The organism is Micromonospora sp. NPDC048830, from assembly GCF_043198215.1.
Classification (GTDB): domain Bacteria; phylum Actinomycetota; class Actinomycetes; order Mycobacteriales; family Micromonosporaceae; genus Micromonospora.
The window spans coordinates 394347-411603 of record NZ_JBICUP010000001.1; the positions used below are offsets into that span (position 1 = coordinate 394347).

19 protein-coding genes and 3 tRNA genes are annotated in these 17257 nt (G+C 73.8%); 7 read left to right on the plus strand and 15 right to left on the minus strand.

All coding sequences use genetic code 11. The annotated features are described in order from the left end of the window. Positions 1-293 precede the first annotated feature (293 nt). A complete protein-coding gene (locus tag ACGFIZ_RS01930) occupies positions 294-1376 on the minus strand; it encodes a Glu/Leu/Phe/Val dehydrogenase (protein ID WP_393414655.1) in 1083 nt (360 codons plus the stop codon). 228 nt (positions 1377-1604) lie between these two features. Between ACGFIZ_RS01930 and ACGFIZ_RS01935 the strand changes: the two genes are divergently transcribed. Continuing rightward, on the plus strand, positions 1605-2444 hold the full coding sequence (locus ACGFIZ_RS01935) for a hypothetical protein (protein ID WP_393414658.1): 840 nt from the start codon (positions 1605-1607) through the stop codon (positions 2442-2444). Positions 2445-2729: 285 nt separating this feature from the next. Further along, the gene (locus tag ACGFIZ_RS01940; RefSeq protein WP_007073996.1) at positions 2730-2939 is read left to right on the plus strand and encodes a BldC family transcriptional regulator; all 210 of its coding nucleotides are present in this window, start codon (positions 2730-2732) and stop codon (positions 2937-2939) included. Positions 2940-3057: 118 nt separating this feature from the next. Here the strand turns inward: ACGFIZ_RS01940 and ACGFIZ_RS01945 are convergent, their stop codons facing one another. Together ACGFIZ_RS01945 and ACGFIZ_RS01950 are read right to left on the minus strand one after the other, a co-directional pair. Next, complete coding sequence (locus tag ACGFIZ_RS01945; protein WP_393414660.1) at positions 3058-3438, minus strand: PPOX class F420-dependent oxidoreductase; 381 nt, start codon at positions 3436-3438, stop codon at positions 3058-3060. A 111-nt stretch (positions 3439-3549) separates the two neighbouring features. Beyond that, on the minus strand, positions 3550-3837 hold the full coding sequence (locus ACGFIZ_RS01950; RefSeq protein WP_347669853.1) for a hypothetical protein: 288 nt from the start codon (positions 3835-3837) through the stop codon (positions 3550-3552). 161 nt (positions 3838-3998) lie between these two features. On the opposite strand from ACGFIZ_RS01950, the gene ACGFIZ_RS01955 reads away from it, so the two are divergent. Both ACGFIZ_RS01955 and ACGFIZ_RS01960 read left to right on the plus strand, forming a co-directional pair. After that, positions 3999-4856: a 3-hydroxyacyl-CoA dehydrogenase family protein gene (locus ACGFIZ_RS01955; RefSeq protein WP_393414664.1), complete on the plus strand. Its 858-nt coding sequence runs from the start codon at positions 3999-4001 to the stop codon at positions 4854-4856. Positions 4857-4965: 109 nt separating this feature from the next. Further along, complete coding sequence (locus ACGFIZ_RS01960) at positions 4966-5709, plus strand: enoyl-CoA hydratase/isomerase family protein (protein WP_393414667.1); 744 nt, start codon at positions 4966-4968, stop codon at positions 5707-5709. Positions 5710-5805: 96 nt separating this feature from the next. Here the strand turns inward: ACGFIZ_RS01960 and ACGFIZ_RS01965 are convergent, their stop codons facing one another. Further along, positions 5806-7155: an ABC transporter substrate-binding protein gene (locus ACGFIZ_RS01965; RefSeq protein ID WP_393414670.1), complete on the minus strand. Its 1350-nt coding sequence runs from the start codon at positions 7153-7155 to the stop codon at positions 5806-5808. Positions 7156-7322: 167 nt separating this feature from the next. On the opposite strand from ACGFIZ_RS01965, the gene ACGFIZ_RS01970 reads away from it, so the two are divergent. Then, on the plus strand, positions 7323-7712 hold the full coding sequence (locus ACGFIZ_RS01970) for a hypothetical protein (RefSeq protein ID WP_393414673.1): 390 nt from the start codon (positions 7323-7325) through the stop codon (positions 7710-7712). A gap of 54 nt (positions 7713-7766) precedes the next feature. Further along, the gene (locus tag ACGFIZ_RS01975) at positions 7767-8474 is read left to right on the plus strand and encodes a DUF2786 domain-containing protein (RefSeq protein WP_393414676.1); all 708 of its coding nucleotides are present in this window, start codon (positions 7767-7769) and stop codon (positions 8472-8474) included. 40 nt (positions 8475-8514) lie between these two features. On the opposite strand, the gene ACGFIZ_RS01980 is transcribed toward ACGFIZ_RS01975, so the two are convergent. The 10 genes from ACGFIZ_RS01980 to crtI form a co-directional block, all read right to left on the minus strand. Next, complete coding sequence (locus ACGFIZ_RS01980; protein WP_393414679.1) at positions 8515-9036, minus strand: SRPBCC family protein; 522 nt, start codon at positions 9034-9036, stop codon at positions 8515-8517. A gap of 309 nt (positions 9037-9345) precedes the next feature. Beyond that, a complete protein-coding gene (locus ACGFIZ_RS01985) occupies positions 9346-9681 on the minus strand; it encodes a YnfA family protein (RefSeq protein WP_393414682.1) in 336 nt (111 codons plus the stop codon). Positions 9682-9829: 148 nt separating this feature from the next. Beyond that, the gene (locus ACGFIZ_RS01990; RefSeq protein WP_393414685.1) at positions 9830-10210 is read right to left on the minus strand and encodes a hypothetical protein; all 381 of its coding nucleotides are present in this window, start codon (positions 10208-10210) and stop codon (positions 9830-9832) included. A gap of 341 nt (positions 10211-10551) precedes the next feature. Beyond that, positions 10552-10625: transfer RNA gene (locus tag ACGFIZ_RS01995), tRNA-Phe, on the minus strand. A 104-nt stretch (positions 10626-10729) separates the two neighbouring features. Continuing rightward, positions 10730-10803, minus strand: a tRNA-Asp gene (locus ACGFIZ_RS02000). 40 nt (positions 10804-10843) lie between these two features. Then, positions 10844-10916 (minus strand) — tRNA-Glu (locus tag ACGFIZ_RS02005). 153 nt (positions 10917-11069) lie between these two features. Further along, positions 11070-11870, minus strand: coding sequence for a polysaccharide deacetylase family protein (locus tag ACGFIZ_RS02010; RefSeq protein ID WP_393414687.1), 801 nt, complete (start codon positions 11868-11870; stop codon positions 11070-11072). 71 nt (positions 11871-11941) lie between these two features. Then, positions 11942-12943, minus strand: coding sequence for a MerR family transcriptional regulator (locus ACGFIZ_RS02015; RefSeq protein WP_393414690.1), 1002 nt, complete (start codon positions 12941-12943; stop codon positions 11942-11944). Beyond that, positions 12933-13556: an isopentenyl-diphosphate Delta-isomerase gene (idi, locus tag ACGFIZ_RS02020; RefSeq protein ID WP_393414693.1), complete on the minus strand. Its 624-nt coding sequence runs from the start codon at positions 13554-13556 to the stop codon at positions 12933-12935. Before idi ends, ACGFIZ_RS02015 begins: the two co-directional genes overlap by 11 nt. Continuing rightward, positions 13553-15034 (minus strand): phytoene desaturase family protein, encoded by a 1482-nt coding sequence (crtI, locus tag ACGFIZ_RS02025; RefSeq protein ID WP_393414696.1) that lies wholly within the window; start codon positions 15032-15034, stop codon positions 13553-13555. The genes idi and crtI overlap by 4 nt, the downstream gene beginning before the upstream one ends. Positions 15035-15154: 120 nt before the next feature. On the opposite strand from crtI, the gene ACGFIZ_RS02030 reads away from it, so the two are divergent. After that, on the plus strand, positions 15155-16099 hold the full coding sequence (locus ACGFIZ_RS02030) for a phytoene/squalene synthase family protein (protein ID WP_393414699.1): 945 nt from the start codon (positions 15155-15157) through the stop codon (positions 16097-16099). Positions 16100-16117: 18 nt separating this feature from the next. Here the strand turns inward: ACGFIZ_RS02030 and ACGFIZ_RS02035 are convergent, their stop codons facing one another. Next, positions 16118-17218, minus strand: a complete 1101-nt coding sequence (locus ACGFIZ_RS02035; protein ID WP_393414701.1) for a serine hydrolase domain-containing protein — start codon at positions 17216-17218, stop codon at positions 16118-16120. Positions 17219-17257: the final 39 nt, after the last annotated feature.

The window sequence follows — 17257 nt, forward strand, 5'->3', positions numbered from 1 at the left end:
TGCGGGGCAGCCCGAAGGCGGGCCCCGATGACGTCAGGCATCTCTCGTGGCTCTTACGGTACATGGGGATGCCACCGTTCGGCACCTCGGGTTACCGTCAGCCGGCACCGCGCGTCGCGGTGATCCGGCCGTCACCAAGTGTACCGGGGTAAGGGGCGTACGCCGACTCGCTCGTGACATCGTGCGAATCGGCCGGAATCTCCCCAATTTCCAGCTTAACGCCGGCGCGGCCGTCCGGTTTTACCGGCTCGCCGGTTCGGGGGCGGGAACGCTCCCGCCCCCGAACGTGACGTTCACCGCAGGTGGATCGTGCGCAGCCGGCCGACGTCGGCCATCCGGCGCTCGGCGAGCCGGTCCGCCGCCGCCGCCGGCGGCACGCCCTCCTGGTCGGCGAGCCGCAGGATCTCCCGGGTGGTGTCGTAGATCTTCGTGGCGCGCAGCTTCGCCCGCTCGAAGTTGAAGCCCTGGACCTCGTCGGCGACCTGGATCACACCGCCGGCGTTCACCACGTAGTCGGGGGCGTAGAGAATGCCCCGGTCGGCGAGGACCTTCTCGATGCCCGGGTGGGCGAGCTGGTTGTTGGCCGCCCCGGCGATCACCTTCGCGCGCAGCACCGGCACGGTGTCGTCGTCGAGGGCGCCGCCCAGCGCGCACGGGGAGTACACGTCGATGTCGGAGGCGACCAGGGCGGCGGTGTCGTCGACGAGCTCGACCTGCGGGTAGGTGGCGCGCGTCCAGGCCAGGGCCTTCGCGCTGACGTCGGTCGCCACCACCTCGGCCCCGTCCTCGATGAGGTGACCGGTGAGGTGCTTGCCGACCTTGCCCAGGCCGGCGATGCCGACGCGGCGGCCCTTCAGGGCCGGCGTGCCCCACACCTGCTCGGCGGCGGCCCGCATGCCCTGGAAGACACCCCAGGCGGTGAGGACCGAGGAGTCGCCCGCGCCACCGTGCTCCACGCTGCGGCCGGTGACGAACCGGCTCTCCCGGGCGACCACGTCCATGTCCGCGACGTACGTCCCGACGTCACAGGCGGTGTAGTAGCGACCGTTCAGCGACTCGACGAAGCGGCCGTACGCGCGCAGCAGGGGCTCGCTCTTGATCTGCTCCGGGTCGCCCCAGATGACCGCCTTGCCGCCGCCGTGGTCGAGCCCGGCCAGGGCGTTCTTGTACGCCATGCCGCGGGACAGGTCGAGGACGTCGGCCAGCGCCGCCTCCTCGCTGGCGTACGGGTAGAAGCGGGTGCCCCCGAGGGCGGGGCCCAGCGCGGTGGAGTAGATCCCGATGATCGCCTTGAGACCGGTCTGCTTGTCCTGGCAGAACACGACCTGCTCGTGGCCGGTGGATGATGGGTCGTCGGTACTGGCGAATACGCCCATGGCTGACTCCTGTGTCGGTGTCCGTCCTTGTGGGACTCGGACTGGTGGCGTGCCGGACGGGATGTTTCCGGTGCTGCCGGTGCTGCCGAGCCTAGTCTCGGCCGATACCGTACTGTCGCCGGCCGGCCTGAGCGCAAGGGCTATCCGGAGTGCCTGAGCGGGGTCGCCACATGCCTGTTCCCCGGACGCTGTCGGCGTCCGGGTTCCGTCTCGTGGGAGGATCGCGGCGTGCCGTCGCTCTTCGCTTCGTACCTTCGCGTGTACGAGCCGCTGACCGCCTTCGACCGGGACCGCCAGGTGTTCTGGCGGCGCTACGCCCAGGAGGGCCGTGCCGTCGCCCCGTCGGATGGGCCGGTACGGCAGCGTACAGCCGTCATCGAGGCGCTCGGCGCGGGCTGGACCCGGCTGCCCGACCTGCCGGACGAGGCGTACGTCCTGGAGACCGACGACACCCTACTGATCTGTCCGTGGAACCTGCGGGTCCGGGTGGCCGAGGCGGCGCTGAGCGCCCGGGACGGGGTGCCGTCGGTGCTGGCGGACGCGTTCGTGCCCCCGATCCTGGCCGGGCAGGCCAAAGCGGTCGTGGAGGACTGGCGCAGCGGGGCCCGGGTGCTGGAGCACGGCGTCCCCCGGGTGCACGAGCAGATCGCCACCTGGGGCGTGCCGCTGCGCTGGTTCGTGCTGTTCGAGCCGGCCGAGCGGCACTTCGTCACCGATCCGGGCCGGCGGGCGCTGTCCTACCGGACGGAGATCTCCCGGGCCCGTCGCCGGTCCTCGCGGGCGCTGTCGGTGCTGCGCAAGACCGTCGGTGAGGCGCCGATCACCGAGGCGGTCGAGGAGGCCGCCCGATGGCTGGAGGAGTTCCACCCGCGCTCGGTGGTGGAGCTGGACTACGGCGGCCTGGTCCAGTTGCTCTCGGACGAGACGCTGGAGGCGGACGACTCGCCGACGCTCGTGGCACGGGGCCTGGCCGGCCTCTCCAACGGCGAGGCCGAGGCGGCCTCGGCGGCGTACGACAAGCTCGTGGCGCGCTGGCGGGCGGTCCAGCTGTTGGAGCGTTGCAACTAGCCCTGAGCTGGGTAGAGGAGTTCTCAATGGGCCCCAAACCGCCCATGGGAAGGCTCCCAAACCGAGAAGTGCTCGTAGTTTACGCATCACGAACCGTGATCATGAGTCCTAATAAGATACTGTCTGGCGTGTATTAGTCGTATAAATCGGGCATGGTTCATCCGTCCGTCTAGGGACCTTCGGCCGTTCGGCCCATGTCGGACATCGGGGACTAGCCGGACCATGGGAGACGCGTCGGCCGGCGGGACCCCGGCCGATGTCTATACCTGTGGAGGAGTGACCGATATGGCATCGCGAACGCACGAACCGGAGCCGCTGCTCACACCGGCCGAGGTGGCGTCGATGTTCCGTGTCGACCCGAAGACGGTGACCCGGTGGGCCAAGGCCGGCAAGCTCAGTGCCATCCGTACGCTGGGGGGCCACCGTCGTTACCGTGAGTCGGAGGTTCGGGCGCTGCTGCAGGGGCAGATCCCGCAGCAGCGCCAGGGAGACTGACCGACGAGGGAAGCTCCGAAACGTACCAGGTCAGGGGCGGCAGAGCGGATCGCGGAAGCGATCGCTCCGCCGCCCCTGACGCGTCTGCGCCGGCGGGCCGCCCGGACGGCCCCGCGGCTCACTCGGCGAGGGTGACCCGGAGCCCCACGGTGCCGCGCTCGCCCCGCCGCAGCCGGCTCGCCAGCAGGCTGAGCCGGCCGAGCATCCGGTACTTCTGCTTCATCAGCTCGCGCACCCGCCGGGTGCCGGCCACGTCGCAGATCGTCGCGTGCCCGGCCACCTCCTCGCCGTGCGGCCGGCCCCGGACGTCGCACGGGGCCACCGTCACCGTGCCGCTGCGCCGGATCCGCCTGACCTTGCCCGAGTCCGCGGCCGTCCAGACGGCCAGCGCGTCGCCGTCCCGGACCGCCCAGACCGGCGTCGGCACGGCGCGCCCGTCGCGACGGTAGGTGGTGAGCAGCAGGTACTTCTCGGCGGCCAAGCGGTCCAACGTGCTCATTCGGCCAGGATACGGCCGAGCGGCCGGCGGGTCCGCGTGTCGGCCGGCGACCCGGGTGTTGACAGGGGCCCCTGCCATACGCGAGAAGCGTCGAGAAGGGCCCCTTCCAACTCAGACCTGGACGGTCGGGGGGAGCTGCTCCGGCGGAAGGCCGCCATCGCCGTCGACCACCTCGTCGGGGGTGCCGTCCTCGTCGAGGTCGACCATGGTGACGTCCACCTTGCCGTCGTGGTCGGTGTCGAACTGGAACAGGTCGGCCCTGCCGTCGCCGTCCGTGTCGACCACCCAGACGTCGGTCCGGCCGTCGTTGTTGGTGTCCGCGCGGAGCAGGTCGATCCGCTCGTCGCCGCGGGTCTCCACAGTCTCCGCGTTGTCCACATTCCGCGGTGCCTGGCTCATCTCTCGGTCCTTCCCTCGGTTGTCGGCCGTCCTACCCGCCTCGGCGTGCCCCCACGCATGCCGCCGCCGGCCGTGCTGCATAGGGTCGCACCCATGAGCCAGCGGAGTGGGCGGCCCGGCGCGGCGGAGACCCCGCACGCCGTACGCAGCGAGGGGACGTCATGAACGGTCGTTTTGTCGTCGTCGGGGCCGGCACGATGGGTCTCGGCATCGCCTACGTGGCGGCCGGCGCAGGGTACCGCGTCGAACTGGTCGAGGTGGACCCCGGCCGGGCCACCGCCGCCGCCGAACGCCTCGGCGAGCTGTGGCAGCGGGCGGTGCAGCGGGGGAAGCTCACCGCCGGCGAGGCGGCGGCGAACCGGGACCGGCTGACGCTGCGGGCCGCCCTCGCCGAGGTCGCGCCGGAGCCGGAGGTGGTCGTGGAGGCCGTCCCCGAGCGGCTGGACCTCAAGCGCGCCGTGCTGCGCGACGCCGCCGCCCTGCGCCCCGCGTTGCTGGGCAGCAACACCTCCAGCATTCCGATCACGGAGCTGGCCGCGGGACTGGACCGGCCGGAGCGATTCCTCGGGCTGCACTTCTTCAACCCCGTCTGGGCCATGGCGCTGCTGGAGGTCGTGGTCGGCCCGGCCACCACCCAGGAGACCACCGTGGCGGCCGTCGCGCTGGCCGGCCGGCTCGGCAAGGACCCCGTCGTCGTACGCGACATGCCCGGCTTCGCCACCTCCCGGCTCGGGGTCACCCTCGGCCTGGAGGCGATCCGGATGGTCGCCGACGGGGTGGCCAGCCCGGCCGACATCGACAAGGCGATGGTGCTGGGCTACCGGCACCCGGTGGGCCCGCTGGAGCTGACCGACCTGGTCGGCCTGGACGTCCGGCTCGACATCGCGCGAACCCTCCAGGCCGCGTACGGGGACCGGTTCGCGCCGCCGCCGCTGCTGGCGGAGATGGTCGCGGCGGGGAAGCTGGGCAAGAAGTCCGGGCAGGGCTTCTACCGCTGGGAAGGCGGTGTAAAACGGTGAGCGCGAGGAGTGAGCTTGCGAGCCCCGCAGTCGCGAACGAAAGGCGGGCACCGGTGAGCGCGAGGAGTGAGCTTGCGAGCCCCGCAGTCGCGAACGAAGGGCCGGCGCAGTGAGCGGCCTGCGGGTGGAGGAGCACCCGGACCGGCTGGTGGTGACGCTGGACCGGCCGGAGAAGCGCAACGCGATCGACGCCGACCTCATCGGCGAGCTGCACGCGGTCTGCGCCGAGCTGGAGGCCCGGCCCCGGCTGCTGCTGCTCACCGGGGGCGCGGAGGGCATCTTCGCGGGCGGGGCGGACATCGGGCAGCTCCGCGAGCGGGGCCGGCTGGACGCCCTCGCCGCGATCAACTCCGCCGCGTTCGCCCGCATCCGGGCGCTGCCGATGCCGACCGTCGCGGCCGTGGACGGGCCTGCGCTGGGCGGGGGCGCCGAGCTGGCGTACGCGTGCGACCTGCGGGTGTGCACGGCCCGCGCGGTCTTCGGTCAGCCCGAGGTGCGGCTGGGCATCCTGGCCGGGGCGGGGGCGACCCACCGGCTGCCGGCGCTGATCGGCGAGGCCCGCGCCAAGGAGCTGCTGTTCACGGGCCGCCGGGTGGACGCCGAGGAGGCGCTGCGGATCGGGCTGGTCAACCGGGTGGTCGCCGAGCCCGCCGAGCTGCTGCCCGCGGCGCACGGGCTGCTGGACGAAATGGCGAAGGCGTCCGCCCTCGCGCTGCGGCTCACCAAGCTGGCCGTGGACGCGCCGCCGGCCGCGCATCCGCAGCTCGACCTCGTCAGCCAGGCGGTGCTGTTCGAGGACGAGGAGAAGCGACGTCGGATGACGGACTTCCTGGAGCGCCGCCGCCCCCGCTGACAGTCGTGCCGGGCCGCAGACGCGCGACGGCCGCCCCCGGAAGCTCCGGGGGCGGCCGTTCGTCGTCCGTGCTGGAAGTCGTCGTGCCCAAGACCGTCAGTGCCGGAACTGCACGCCCGAGTCGGCGAGCGCCCGGATCACCTGAGCGGACTCGCCGAAGCCGATGACCAGCACCGCGTCCGCGCCGTACGCCTTGATCTCGCGCGCGCCGGCGGAGAAGTCCAGCGGCGGGGCCTTGGCGTCGGCCGGCGGCTCGTACGTCAGCAGCTTCACCCGGTCGGCGCCCAGGCCCGCCCGCTCCAGCTCGGCACGCACGGCCTCCTGGAAGCCCTCGCCGTAGGAGTCCTTCCGGGCCACCAGCACGATCTTGTGCGGCCCGTCGCGCAGGATCACGTCCGCCAGCGCCCGGCCCTGCAGGCTGTCCGGCGGCGCGGTACGGAAGAAGAGGCCCTTGTCGTCGAGCGAGGTCAGCCCGGCGTCGGTGCTGGAGGGTGAGAACAGCACCCGGCCGGCGGCCACCACGTCCGGCAGCACCGCCCGCGAGACGCCCGAGGCGCCGGCGCCGATGATGACGTGCGCGCCCTTTTTGATGTGCGAGGCCACCGTGGCCTTCGCGACCTCCGGGTTGGTGCCGTCGTCGCCGTCCTTCCAGACCACGGGCTCGCCGAGCACGCCCCCGGCGGCATTGATCTCCTTGATCGCCAGGCCGGCCCCCGCCGTGAGCGGCGGGTACGCGATGGACAGGTCACCGGTGCGCGGCAGCAGGCCGCCGAGGACCAGCGGCGCGTCGGGCGCCTTGCTGTCGCCGCGCTGCCGGTGCGCCCGGGGCGGCTTCGCCGTGCTCGCGGCGGACTCGTCGCCGGCGCCGACGAACTCGGTCTTGCCCTCGTCGAGCTTCTGGTACCCGAAGGTCAGCGTGGCGTAGCTGGCCGTGGCCGGCTCGCCGGCGTCGGTGAACCCGGCCCGGTTGAGCGACACGCCCCGGTACTCGATGTCCTGGCCGTTGCGGGCGAGCTCGAGGCAGGCCGCCACCTCATCGCAGTGCTGGCCACCGTTGGTGACCCCGACGATCTGCCTGGCGATCGCGGCCGGCTCGGTGGTGCCCGCCAGCTGCGCGGCCAACGCGCTGATCAGCACCGCGTCGTACGACTCCGCCGCGTAGAGGAAGTCGTTCAGCTTCGGGTCGACGGCCCGCAGCCGGTTCTTGAAGGCCTCCGGCAACGGCGTGGACGGGGTGGTGCCCTTCATGCCGTCGATCAGGTCGGCGCGTTCCTTCATCCCCTCGGCGAACGAGTTCTGCATGTTGCCGTCAGTGCCGTAGAGGCGGACCTGGGTCGTGGCGGCCCCCTTCTCCGGCTTGTCGGTGCCGCAGCCGGCGCCGGCCAGGAGCAACGCCCCGCACGCCACCAGCGCGGCGGCGGCGCGTGGACCGGGTGATAGGAGCATGGTCGTCCTTCCTCGGGCGAAGGTCCGCTGCGCACATTAGCGTGCCGGACCCGCCGGTGGGGTCGTGGAGGCCGGGTGAATCGCCTGTTCGGCCCGTGTCGATCGCGGCGGCCACGAGGAAACTGTCGGCTGGTCACCACTTGACCACTCGTCGTACTCTTCGCCAGGTGACGGACGTACCGCAGCAGACGCTGGACGACGCGGCCGCCGTGCTCCACTCGGCACTGTCCGGGGACGGCGAGGCGGTGGTGGGCACCTTCGACGCGGTCGTCGACCGGTCCGGCCTCGCCGGGGCGTACGGGGTGGCCTGGTGCCTGGCGGCCACGATGGTCGGGGACGTGCCCCGGCCGGGTGGCGCCGCGCTGGACTTCCCGGGCATCGACGAGGCCGGGTACGACACCCGCTGGGTGGCCCGGTTCGTCAGCGCGTACGCGAACGCCGACGCCGACACCGGGGAGGCCCTGTTCGGGGCGGCGGTCGCCGACGGGCTGCTGCCCGACTGTCTGCTCACGCTCGCCGGTTCCACGGTGGCCACCCTGCGCAGCCGGGCCGGCTGACGCCTGGCGTCGGGCCGGCGCCGCCCCTTCCGCCCGTGTGATAGCTGTGGTGGCATGTCGGAGGCCATGCTCGCCAAGGTGCGCAAGCTGCTGGCGAAGGCCGAGGACCCGGCCTGCACGCCGCAGGAGTCCGCCGCCTTCACGGCCAAGGCCACGGAGCTGATCGCGCGCTACGGCGTGGACCGGGCGCTGCTGGCGGCCCGTGACCCGGCCACCGACCCGGTCGGCGACCGGGTGATCGAGGTGGTCGCCCCGTACGCCCGCGACAAGGCCGGGCTGCTCGCGGCCGTCGCCGACCCGCTGCGCTGCCGCTGCGTGCGCCGGCACCACGGCGGCGGCTTCGCGATGCACCTGTTCGGCTTCGCCAGTGACCTGGAGCGCGTCGACGTGCTCTTCACCTCGCTGCTGGTGCAGGCCGCGCACGGGCTGGCCGCGACGGCCGTTCCGGCGGGCGAGCACCCGGCCGCGTTCCGACGGTCCTGGCTCGCCGGTTTCGCCCAGGCGGTCGGGGCGCGGCTGCGCGACGCCGAGGCCGGCGCGGTCACGGAAGCCGGAGCCCCCTCGGTCGCGCTGGTGCTGGCCGACCGGTCGGACCGGGTCCAGCGCCGGGTCGCCGAGGTCTACCCACGGCTGCGCGCCGCCGCGGCGCGCCGGCTCGCCGGCACCGGGTACGGCTCGGGCGCCGCCGCCGGGCGCAGGGCGGAGCTGGGCGGGCGGGGAGCCGTCGGCGACATCCGGCCGGGCCGGGGGATCGGCCGCTGAGCCCGTGCCCCGGACCGTCGCCGCCGGTGGTCGGCGTCCGTCAGGACAGCGGCGGGTGGTTGCGGGCCACGGAGACGACGAACCGGGACAGCAGCTCGTGCCAGCCCGCGGTGAGCGCCTGCCGGTATCCCTCGGCCGCCTCGCCGTGCCGGTCGAAGTGCCGGTGCTCGACCTCCACCCGGACCTGATCCGCGTCGGGCAGGAACAGCACCTCCACCTCGCTCGCCTGCGCCGGGTCGGGGACCGGTACCCGGTCGGGGCCGATCTGCCAGGTGAACACGAGCCGGCGGGGCGGGTCCCAGGTGAGCACACGGCCCCAGTCGCTCCGGAAGCCGTACGGGCCGATCTCGTAGAGCATGCCGCCGGCGCGGGGCTCGATCCCCAGCTCGGCCAGCGCCGCGGGCCCGGACCAGGTGTACTCGGCGACCCACCAGTCGGTCAGCGCGCCGGCGAAGACCGCGAAGGCGTGCTCGGCTGAGGCGGGGACGAGGAGGGTGCTGCGGAGCGAGAACCGCGCGACGTCCTGCCGGATTTCTGTCGGGCCGTCCATCTCCTGTCCCATAGGGCCGGACCATACCGGCTCCGGAGCGGGGACGCAGCAGCACAAATGGCCGCTTCTGAGCGCTCGCACGCCCGCATGCCGGACGGTGGTGTTTGTCCTCCGGACGCCCTGGCGGCCACGACACCAGGTGTGGCCTGCGTGGCTGCGCGTCCAGGGACGCGGCCTTCGGCGGCGAGGGCGGATGCCAGCCGCGCCAGCGGGTAGGCGCCCCGACCCGGCCCGACCGCGACCGGGCCGACAGGGGGTGGCGGCAATAAGCGGGTACGCGACGGAGCGGGACCAGGGCGTCCGCCTCCGCCCCGAGCCGGCTCAGGCGCCGCGTGGGGCGTACATGATGATCGCGACGCCAGCGAGGCAGGCGGCGGCGCCGATGACGTCGTAGCGGTCGGGGCGGAACTTGTCGACGACCATCGCCCAGACGAGGGAGCCGGCGACGAAGACGCCGCCGTAGGCGGCCAGGATGCGGCCGAAGTTCGGGTCGGGTTGGAAGGTCGCGACGAAGCCGTAGCACCCGAGTGCGATGACCCCGGCCGCGATCCACAGCAGCCCCCGGTTCTCCCGCCAGCCCTGCCAGACCAGCCAGGCGCCGCCGATCTCGGCGAGTGCGGCGAGCAGGAACAGCAGGATCGAGCGGGCGAGGATCATGCCTGCGACCGTAGCGGCAGGTGCCGGCGGTCGTCTCGGTCGGCCTGCCCGCAGGAGCAGTGCGACCACCGACGGCGAGCTGGGCTCGTCCGACTACGCAATCGCCGTGCCCGGCGCGCCCGCTGGCCGCGCCGGGCTTCCACGGCCGTCAACGGTGTGAAAACTTGACCTTGCGCGTGGGGATCTCGCCGTAGGTCCGGAACACGTTGTGCTCGCCCGTCTTGATCATCTTCCAGCCGATCCAGAACGTCGCGCCGTCGCTGATCCGGTAGGCATACACGTGGACAGGCTCAGTGCTGCCGCTGCGAAACGCCATGCTCCAACATTTGCCCGGCGCTACCAGGTAACTGGAGAACCCGCCACGAGAGGGGAACTGCAGGTACGACCAGTAGCTTGCCTTGTTGCAGAGTCCGGTCCGGTTGGTGCTCGCTGCCCCTGCCGTCGTCGAGGTTGCGGCCAACCCTGCCAGGACCAGGGCGCCGATCAGGACCGGTCGCCACGCCTTGCGCATGCGTGTCAATGCTGTCATCTGGGCTCCTGGGATGTCGTAGTGGAAGCTTGTAGTGGGACGCTGCCGTGGATCGGTTGCGCCTGACACGCGTGCAATACGCCTGTCGATGGAGACACGGATGCATCCGGTGGTGGGGTTCACGGAGCTCGGTATCGCCGGTCTCCGCGCGGTCGTCCTGTCGGAGCGGGCTCGTCTTCTGCGAGGGGCAAGCTGCGGTGACTTGTGCGGGCGGCTTGGTCGCGGCGTCGCCGTCCAGCTCGCGCCACTGGCAGCAGAGGGATGCGGCCGGGGCGTCAACAGCAAGATCCCCACCGGCGTTTCCGCTGGTGGGGATCTCTGTAGCCCGGCGAAAGGCTATGTGGCCAGGGGCGGGGTCGAACCGCCGACCTTCCGATTTTCAGTCGGACGCTCGTACCAACTGAGCTACCTGGCCGTGCTGCTCGGCTCATGGTACCCGGATGGCGGGCTCGCCGCCCGGAAGGGCACCTGCACCGATACGCAGAACGCCGCGCAACGTACGCGCGGCGTCAGCGCTTGCGGTCCTGACGGGACTTGAACCCGCGACCTCCGCCTTGACAGGGCGGCGAGCACTCCGACTGCTCCACAGGACCTAGCTGGTGTTACCGGTGTTGCTCCGGCTTGCGCCGGTCGTGCCCCCAACGGGATTCGAACCCGTGCTACCGCCTTGAAAGGGCGGCGTCCTGGGCCGCTAGACGATGAGGGCGGCCCCGCCATCATTGCACACTCACAAATCTGGCGGACTTGCTCCCATCCGGCCCCGCCGGAGGCTTGGAAAGCATACGTGACCGCCGGCCCCGGCACCAAATCGGTATGGCCCGGGGCGCAGCCACGCGGGAAACGGCAGGTCAGGGCCGGTTCAGCGGAGCCGGATGAGCCCGTAGCGCCGCTTCAGCTCCCCGATCAGGTGGGCGCAGGCGGCGACCGTGGCGGCCCGATCTCCGCCGCCGTCGTGCAGCAGGACGATCGAACCGGGCCGAGTCGCCTCGATCACCCGCTGCCGGATCGTCGGGGCGGTGGGCTTGGCCCAGTCCTGGGGGTCGACGGCCCAGTGCAGCGAACGCATCCCGAGCTGCCGGGCCACCGCCACCACCTCAGGGGTCCACCGCCCGCCCGGCTGCCGGTAGAACGGCACCTTGGCGCCCGGCGCGGCGGCCTGGATGGCCCGGTTGGTCCGTACCAGGTCGGCCTTGATGTCCGCGACCGGCCGGCGGCCGAGGTTGAGGTCGTGGTGCCAGCTGTGGTTGCAGAGCTGGTGGCCCTCACGGACGATCCGGGCGATGAGCTGAGGGTGGCGCCGGGCCTGGGTGCCGATCACGCAGAAGGTGGCCTGCACCTTGGCCGCGCGCAGCTGGTCGAGGATCTTCGGCGTCCAGGTCGGGTCCGGCCCGTCGTCGAAGGTCAGCGCGACGGCGCGGGTGCCGGTGGTCCGCCGCAGCCCGGCCGGGAGCTTGGTGGGACGCGGCCGCAGCGGGGGCGGGGTGGTGGCCCGGGTCGGTGTCGGCTTCGGCGAGGTGGTCGGTTTCGCAGTCGCCTCGGGCTCCGGCGTCGCCGACCCGGTCGGGGCGGCGGCCTCCGGGCGCGGGGCGGTCGGCTCGGCGCAGCCGCCGAGGAAGAGGACCAGGCTGAGGCCGAACGCCAGGACGGCGCGTGCGCTCATCGTCGCTCCGAGGGGTAGAGGTCCGTGGGCGACTCGACGCTAGTGCACGTTTCGCGAAATGGGCAGACCCGTCAAACCCCTGGCGGTCGGTCCAGCGAGTCGCGTACGGCCAGGGCCAGCGCCCGCGCCTCGGCGAGGTCGGCCGGCCGGACCACGCCGGCCGGTAGCGCGTCCCCCTGCCAGCCCGGCCCGGCGGCCAGTACCAGCAGCGGCCGGTGGGGGCCGGCGAGCAGCGCGGTGAGCTGGGCCGGGTCGGCCGTGTCCCGGGTGTGCGACCAGAGCACCACCGCGGCGGGGCCGGTGCGGTTCACCGCCTCGACCAGGGCCGGCACCGGCACCCGGGCACCGAGCATCCGGTACGCGACGCCGGCCTCGGCCAGCGCGGCGGCCAGCGCCTCCAGCGGCAGGGTGTGTTGTTCCTCGTCGGCACAGGAGAGCAGGATCCGGGCGGGCCCGGTGGCCGTCCCGGCCCGGCCGACGGTGGCGAACGTCTCCGAGACGCACCGGGACACCAGGTGCTCCACCTCGATCAGGCCGGCGGTGGCGGCGTGCCGGTCGCCGATGCCGGCGAGCACCGGCCGCAGCAGCCGGTCCCAGGTGGCGACGACCCCCTCGGCCGCCAGGTGACGCGTGATCGCCTCCCCGATCGCGGCCGAGTCCAGCCGTACGGCGGCCTGGGCCAGCCCGCGGGCCGCCGGGCCGGCCCGGCCCACCGGCACGCCCCGGCCACCGCCCGCCCGGCTACCGCCCGCCCGGCCGCCAACCGGCGCCGCCACGGCCGACGTTGGCACGCTCGGGGCCGGGGGTGGCGCGATCGGGGCGGGCGGCGCGGTCCAAGCCGGAAGCGGCGCGTGGCGGGCCCAGCGGGCCGCCTCGGCGGGAGTGACGCCCTCCGCGGTGAGCCTGCGCATGACCTCCAGGCGCGCGAGGTCGGCCGGCGTGTACCGCCGGTGCTGCCCCGGTAGGTGCTGGCTGGGCCCGAGCCCGTAGCGCTGGTGCCAGGTGCGCAGCGTGGTGACCGCGACGCCCAGCCGGCGCGCCGCCGCCCCCGCGCTCAGCGCCTCATCGGCCACCCGGCCGCTCCGACGCGTCGCCCGCCGGGGCGTCGGAGCGGGTCGCGCCGGTGCCGGGGGCGTCCGCCGCGGGCGGGGACGGGTGCAGCAGGCGGTCCAGGACCCCGCCCAGCCACGGCGCGTACGTGTGTGGGTCGGCCGTCAGGTCGGCCGCCAGCTCCACCGGGTCGACCCAGCGCAGCTCGGCGACCTCGTCCGGGTCGGGGCGCAGCGGCGTGTCGGCCGGCACGTCCGCCCGCAGCACGTGGTCGTACTCGAACTCGACGCGGCCGGTGGCCGGGTCGTCGGCGCGGTAGACGTACACGCCGACGGGGGTGAGGCCGACGGGCCCGGCGCCCAGCTCCTCGGCCAGCCGCCGGTTGGCGGCCTCGGCCAGCGACTCGCCGGGACCGGGGTGGCCGCAGCACGAGTTGGCCCAGCGCAGCGGGAACCGGGTCTTGACGGCGGCCCGGCGCTGGATCAGCACCCGGCCGGCCGGGTCGACCAGCAGCACGGAGAAGGCGCGGTGCAGCTGGCCGGGTGGCTGGTGGGCGGCGGCCACGGTCGCCTCGCCGTGCGCCCGGCCGGCGTCGTCGACCAGCTCGACGAGGTGCGCCTCGCGCGAGCCGCTCACCGCTCGCCCCCGGTGACGCGGGCGGCGGCCAGCTTGCCGGAGATGAGCACCATCGGCACGCCGACGCCGGGCTGCGTGCCGGAGCCGACGAACACGACGTTGGCCAGGGATCGGTGCAGGTTCGACGGGCGGAACGGGCCGGTCTGCAAGAAGCTGTGCGCGGACGCGAACGGGGTGCCGGCGGCCATTCCCTGCTCGGCCCAGTCCGTTGGCGTGACCGTGTGCCGGACTTCGACGCCGGCGCCGAAGCCGACGTACCCGCGCTCCTCCAGCGTCGCGACGAGCTGGTCGGCGTAGCGGCGGCCCAGGGCGCCGCGCCAGTCGAGCGGGGCGCGGTCGAGGTTCGGTGTCGGGGCGAGCACGTAGTACGTGTGTCGGCCGGCCGGGGCGACCGACGGGTCGGTCCGGCTGGGGTTGGTCACCAGTAACGACGGGTCGGTCATCAGTTTCCCCTGGCGGATCACCTCGTCGAACGTGCCCTTCCAGGACCGTCCGAAGTGAATGTTGTGGTGCGCGATCCTCGCATAGCCCTGCCGGGAGCCGACGTGCAGCACGAGGCAGGACGGCGAGTAGGTGAGCCGGCGGCGCCGGGACGGGGGGAGCAGGTCCCGGTAGGCGACGGGCAGGTCGGGGTTCAGCACCACCACGTCGGCCGGGACGAACTCGTCGTCCGCCGTGCGCACTCCGGTCGCCCGGCCGCCGGCGGTCTCGACCCGGGTCACCTCGGTGCCGTACCGGATCCGTACGCCGTGCTTCTCCGCCGCGCCGGCCAGCGCGCGGGAGACCGCATGGACGCCGCCGCGCGGAAAGTACACCCCGGCCACCGAGTCGAGGTACGCGATGACGGCGTAGATCGCCAGCGCGTCGTGCGGCGCGAGCCCGGCGTACATCGCCTGGAAGGAGAAGATGCGCTGGGTGCGTGGGTCCCGGAAGAACTGGTCGATCTTCGTCTGGAGCCGGCGGAACGCGCCGTTGGCCAGCAGCCGCAGCAGGTTGCCGGTCAGCAGGTCGGTCGGCGCGTCGAGGTTGCGCTCGATGAAGTCGGCCCGCTCCAGCCGCCACAGCTCCCGGGCGTACTCGACGAAGCGCAGGTAGCCGTCGGCCTCCCGGGGCCCGCACAGGGCGGCGATCCCGGCCGCCATCCGTGTCGTGTCGGTGACGACGTCCAGCGTGGAGCCGTCCGGGTAGTACGCCCGGTACGCCGGGTCCAGCGGCGTCAGGTCCAGCCAGTCGTGCAGCTCCTCGCCGACCGCGCCGAGCGCCTCGGCGATCAGGTCGGGCATGGTGAGCACGGTGGGCCCGGTGTCGAACTCGTACCCGTCGACGGCGAGCCGCCCGGCCCGGCCGCCCGGCACCGGCTCGCGCTCGACCACCGTCACCTGCCGGCCGGTGCCGGCCAGGTGCAGCGCGCAGGCCAGCCCGCCGAGCCCGGCGCCGACGACGACCACCCGGTCCGTCGGTCCCGTCACGGTCCGCACCTGGCCACCTCCTTCGGAACGCGCCCACCATGCCCGGCAACCGCCGCGTCGGCCGTGCGGCGAGCGTACCCTAGGGTTATGAGCTGCGTCGATTGATGCGTCGATTCTTGAGGAGTGCCGGTGGAGACCGACCTGGCCGCCGCCTACGACCGCTGCCGCGAGCTGCACCGGCGTCACGGTCGCACCTACTATCTCGCCACCCGCCTGCTCCCCGCCTGGAAACGCCGGCACGTACACGCCCTCTACGGCTTCACCCGGTACGCCGACGAGATCGTCGACCGCACCGAGGACGCGTCGCCGGACGAGCGGGCGGCCCGGCTCGACGGCTGGTCGGCGCGCCTCCTCGCCGGGCTGGACGGCGCGCCCGTCGACGACCCGCTGCTGCCCGCCGTCCTGCACACCATCGCCGTGTTCGACCTGGACCGGGCCGACTTCGCGGCGTTCCTGCGCAGCATGGCGATGGACCTGACGGTCACCTCCTACCGGACGTACGACGACCTGCTCGACTACATGGAGGGCTCGGCCGCCGTCATCGGCACGATGATGCTGCCGATCCTGGACAGCTCCGACCCGGTCGCCGCCCGCGAACCCGCCCGCCAGCTCGGCCTCGCCTTCCAGCTCACCAACTTCGTCCGGGACGTGGCCGAGGACCTGGACCGCGGCCGGACGTACCTGCCGGACGAGGACCTCGCCGCGTTCGGCGTCACCCGCCAGGACCTGCTCGCCGCCGCCGCCGAACGCCGGAGCACGCCGCGGATCCGGGAACTGATCGCGTACGAGGTGACCCGCGCCCAGGCGCACTACGCCGCCGCCGCGCCGGGCATCCCGCTGCTGTCGGCCGGCTCGCAGGCGTGCATGCGGACCGCGTACGCGCTCTACGGCGGCATCCTGGACGAGGTGGCCGCCCAGGGCTACGACGTCTTCGCGCGCCGGGCCCGCGTACCGGGGCGACGGCGACTGGCCGTGGCGGGACGCGCCCTGCTCGCCCCGCCGGGCACCCCGGTCGCGCTCCCCGGCCCGAGGCGGCGGGAGGGGGGCCTTGTCACCGCGGGGGTCCCGTCCTGACCGTCGCGGGCGGCGGGATCAGAGGCAGGAGTGCAGGGCCTCGACCAGCTCGTCCACCCGGTCGTGGTCGGCGAGCCGCGCGGTGGCGTACGCGACGGTGTAGCCGCGCGCCGGATCCGCCCAGGCGCTGCTGCCGCCGATCCCGCCCATGCCCCAGCTACCGTCCGGCTCCCACTGCATGCCCAGCGTCCAGCACGCCCGGCGGTCCAGCACCACGTCCGGCCCGTCGTACTGGACGCGGGTCGCCTCGGCGACCAGCTCCGGGCTGAACAGACGTACCCCGTCCAGCGTGCCGCCGGCGAGCAAACCGGCGTAGAGGCGGGCCAGCCCGGCGGCCGTGGCGTGCAGGTTCACCGCCGGCACCTCCGCGCTCCGCCACACCGGGCCGTTCAGCACCGCCACGTCGAGGCCGCCGGCCGGGTTGCCCAGCGCCCGCGCCCGCAGCGAGCCCGGCTCGCCCAGCGCCCGCGCCGGCCAGCCCGGATCGCCGTACGACAGGTCGGCGCACCGCCGCCGGTCCGCCGGGCCGAGGCCGAAGCCCAGGTCGAGCCGCCACGGCCCGGCGATCTCGTCGGCCAGGAACCGGCCCACCGGCCGGCCGTCCACCCGCCGGACCAGCTCGCCCACCAGGTGCCCGTACGTCCAGGCGTGCTCGCCCGCGACGGAACCCGGCTCCCACTCCGGCTCGGCGGCGGCCAGGTCGGCGCAGAGCAGCGCCCAGTCGGCGACCGCGTCGGCCGGGCGGGGCACCGGGAACGCCGGCAGGCCCGCCGTGTGGCTCAGCACCTGGCGCACGGTGGCCGGCGTGCGGAACCCCGGCCAGTGCGCCGCCACCGGGTCGTCCAGGCCGAGCCGGCCCCGGTCGACGAGCGCCAGCAGGCACAGCGCCACCACCGGCTTACCGACCGAGTACACGTTGACCAGGGTGTCCGGCCGCCAGTCCCGCCCGTCGCCCGGCCGCCCCCGGGAAGGGCCGGCGGTAGCCCCGCCCCGGGTGCCGCCGACGAGGTCGACGACCAGCCGCCCGTCGTACCAGACGGCGAGAGAGGCCCCCGCCTCCCGGCCGGTGGCGAACAGGTCGTGGAAGCAGTCCCGGACCGGGGCGAAGCGTGCGCGCATCCGGCCACCGTAGGGCCTGCCCGCCGGAAACAGGCCCGC

Excerpts from the sequence above, each read along its gene's own strand:
- ACGFIZ_RS01930 (WP_393414655.1), bottom strand. The coding sequence starts at position 1,376 with ATGGGCGTATTCGCCAGTACCGACGACCCATCATCCACCGGCCACGAG.
- ACGFIZ_RS01980 (WP_393414679.1), bottom strand. The coding sequence starts at position 9,036 with ATGGGACAGGAGATGGACGGCCCGACAGAAATCCGGCAGGACGTCGCG.
- ACGFIZ_RS01945 (WP_393414660.1), bottom strand. The coding sequence starts at position 3,438 with ATGAGCACGTTGGACCGCTTGGCCGCCGAGAAGTACCTGCTGCTCACC.
- ACGFIZ_RS01950 (WP_347669853.1), bottom strand. The coding sequence starts at position 3,837 with ATGAGCCAGGCACCGCGGAATGTGGACAACGCGGAGACTGTGGAGACC.
- ACGFIZ_RS02035 (WP_393414701.1), bottom strand. The coding sequence starts at position 17,218 with ATGCGCGCACGCTTCGCCCCGGTCCGGGACTGCTTCCACGACCTGTTC.
- ACGFIZ_RS02010 (WP_393414687.1), bottom strand. The coding sequence starts at position 11,870 with ATGAGCGCACGCGCCGTCCTGGCGTTCGGCCTCAGCCTGGTCCTCTTC.
- ACGFIZ_RS01965 (WP_393414670.1), bottom strand. The coding sequence starts at position 7,155 with ATGCTCCTATCACCCGGTCCACGCGCCGCCGCCGCGCTGGTGGCGTGC.
- ACGFIZ_RS01940 (WP_007073996.1), top strand. The coding sequence starts at position 2,730 with ATGGCATCGCGAACGCACGAACCGGAGCCGCTGCTCACACCGGCCGAG.
- ACGFIZ_RS01985 (WP_393414682.1), bottom strand. The coding sequence starts at position 9,681 with ATGATCCTCGCCCGCTCGATCCTGCTGTTCCTGCTCGCCGCACTCGCC.
- ACGFIZ_RS01975 (WP_393414676.1), top strand. The coding sequence starts at position 7,767 with ATGTCGGAGGCCATGCTCGCCAAGGTGCGCAAGCTGCTGGCGAAGGCC.
- ACGFIZ_RS01955 (WP_393414664.1), top strand. The coding sequence starts at position 3,999 with ATGAACGGTCGTTTTGTCGTCGTCGGGGCCGGCACGATGGGTCTCGGC.
- ACGFIZ_RS01990 (WP_393414685.1), bottom strand. The coding sequence starts at position 10,210 with ATGACAGCATTGACACGCATGCGCAAGGCGTGGCGACCGGTCCTGATC.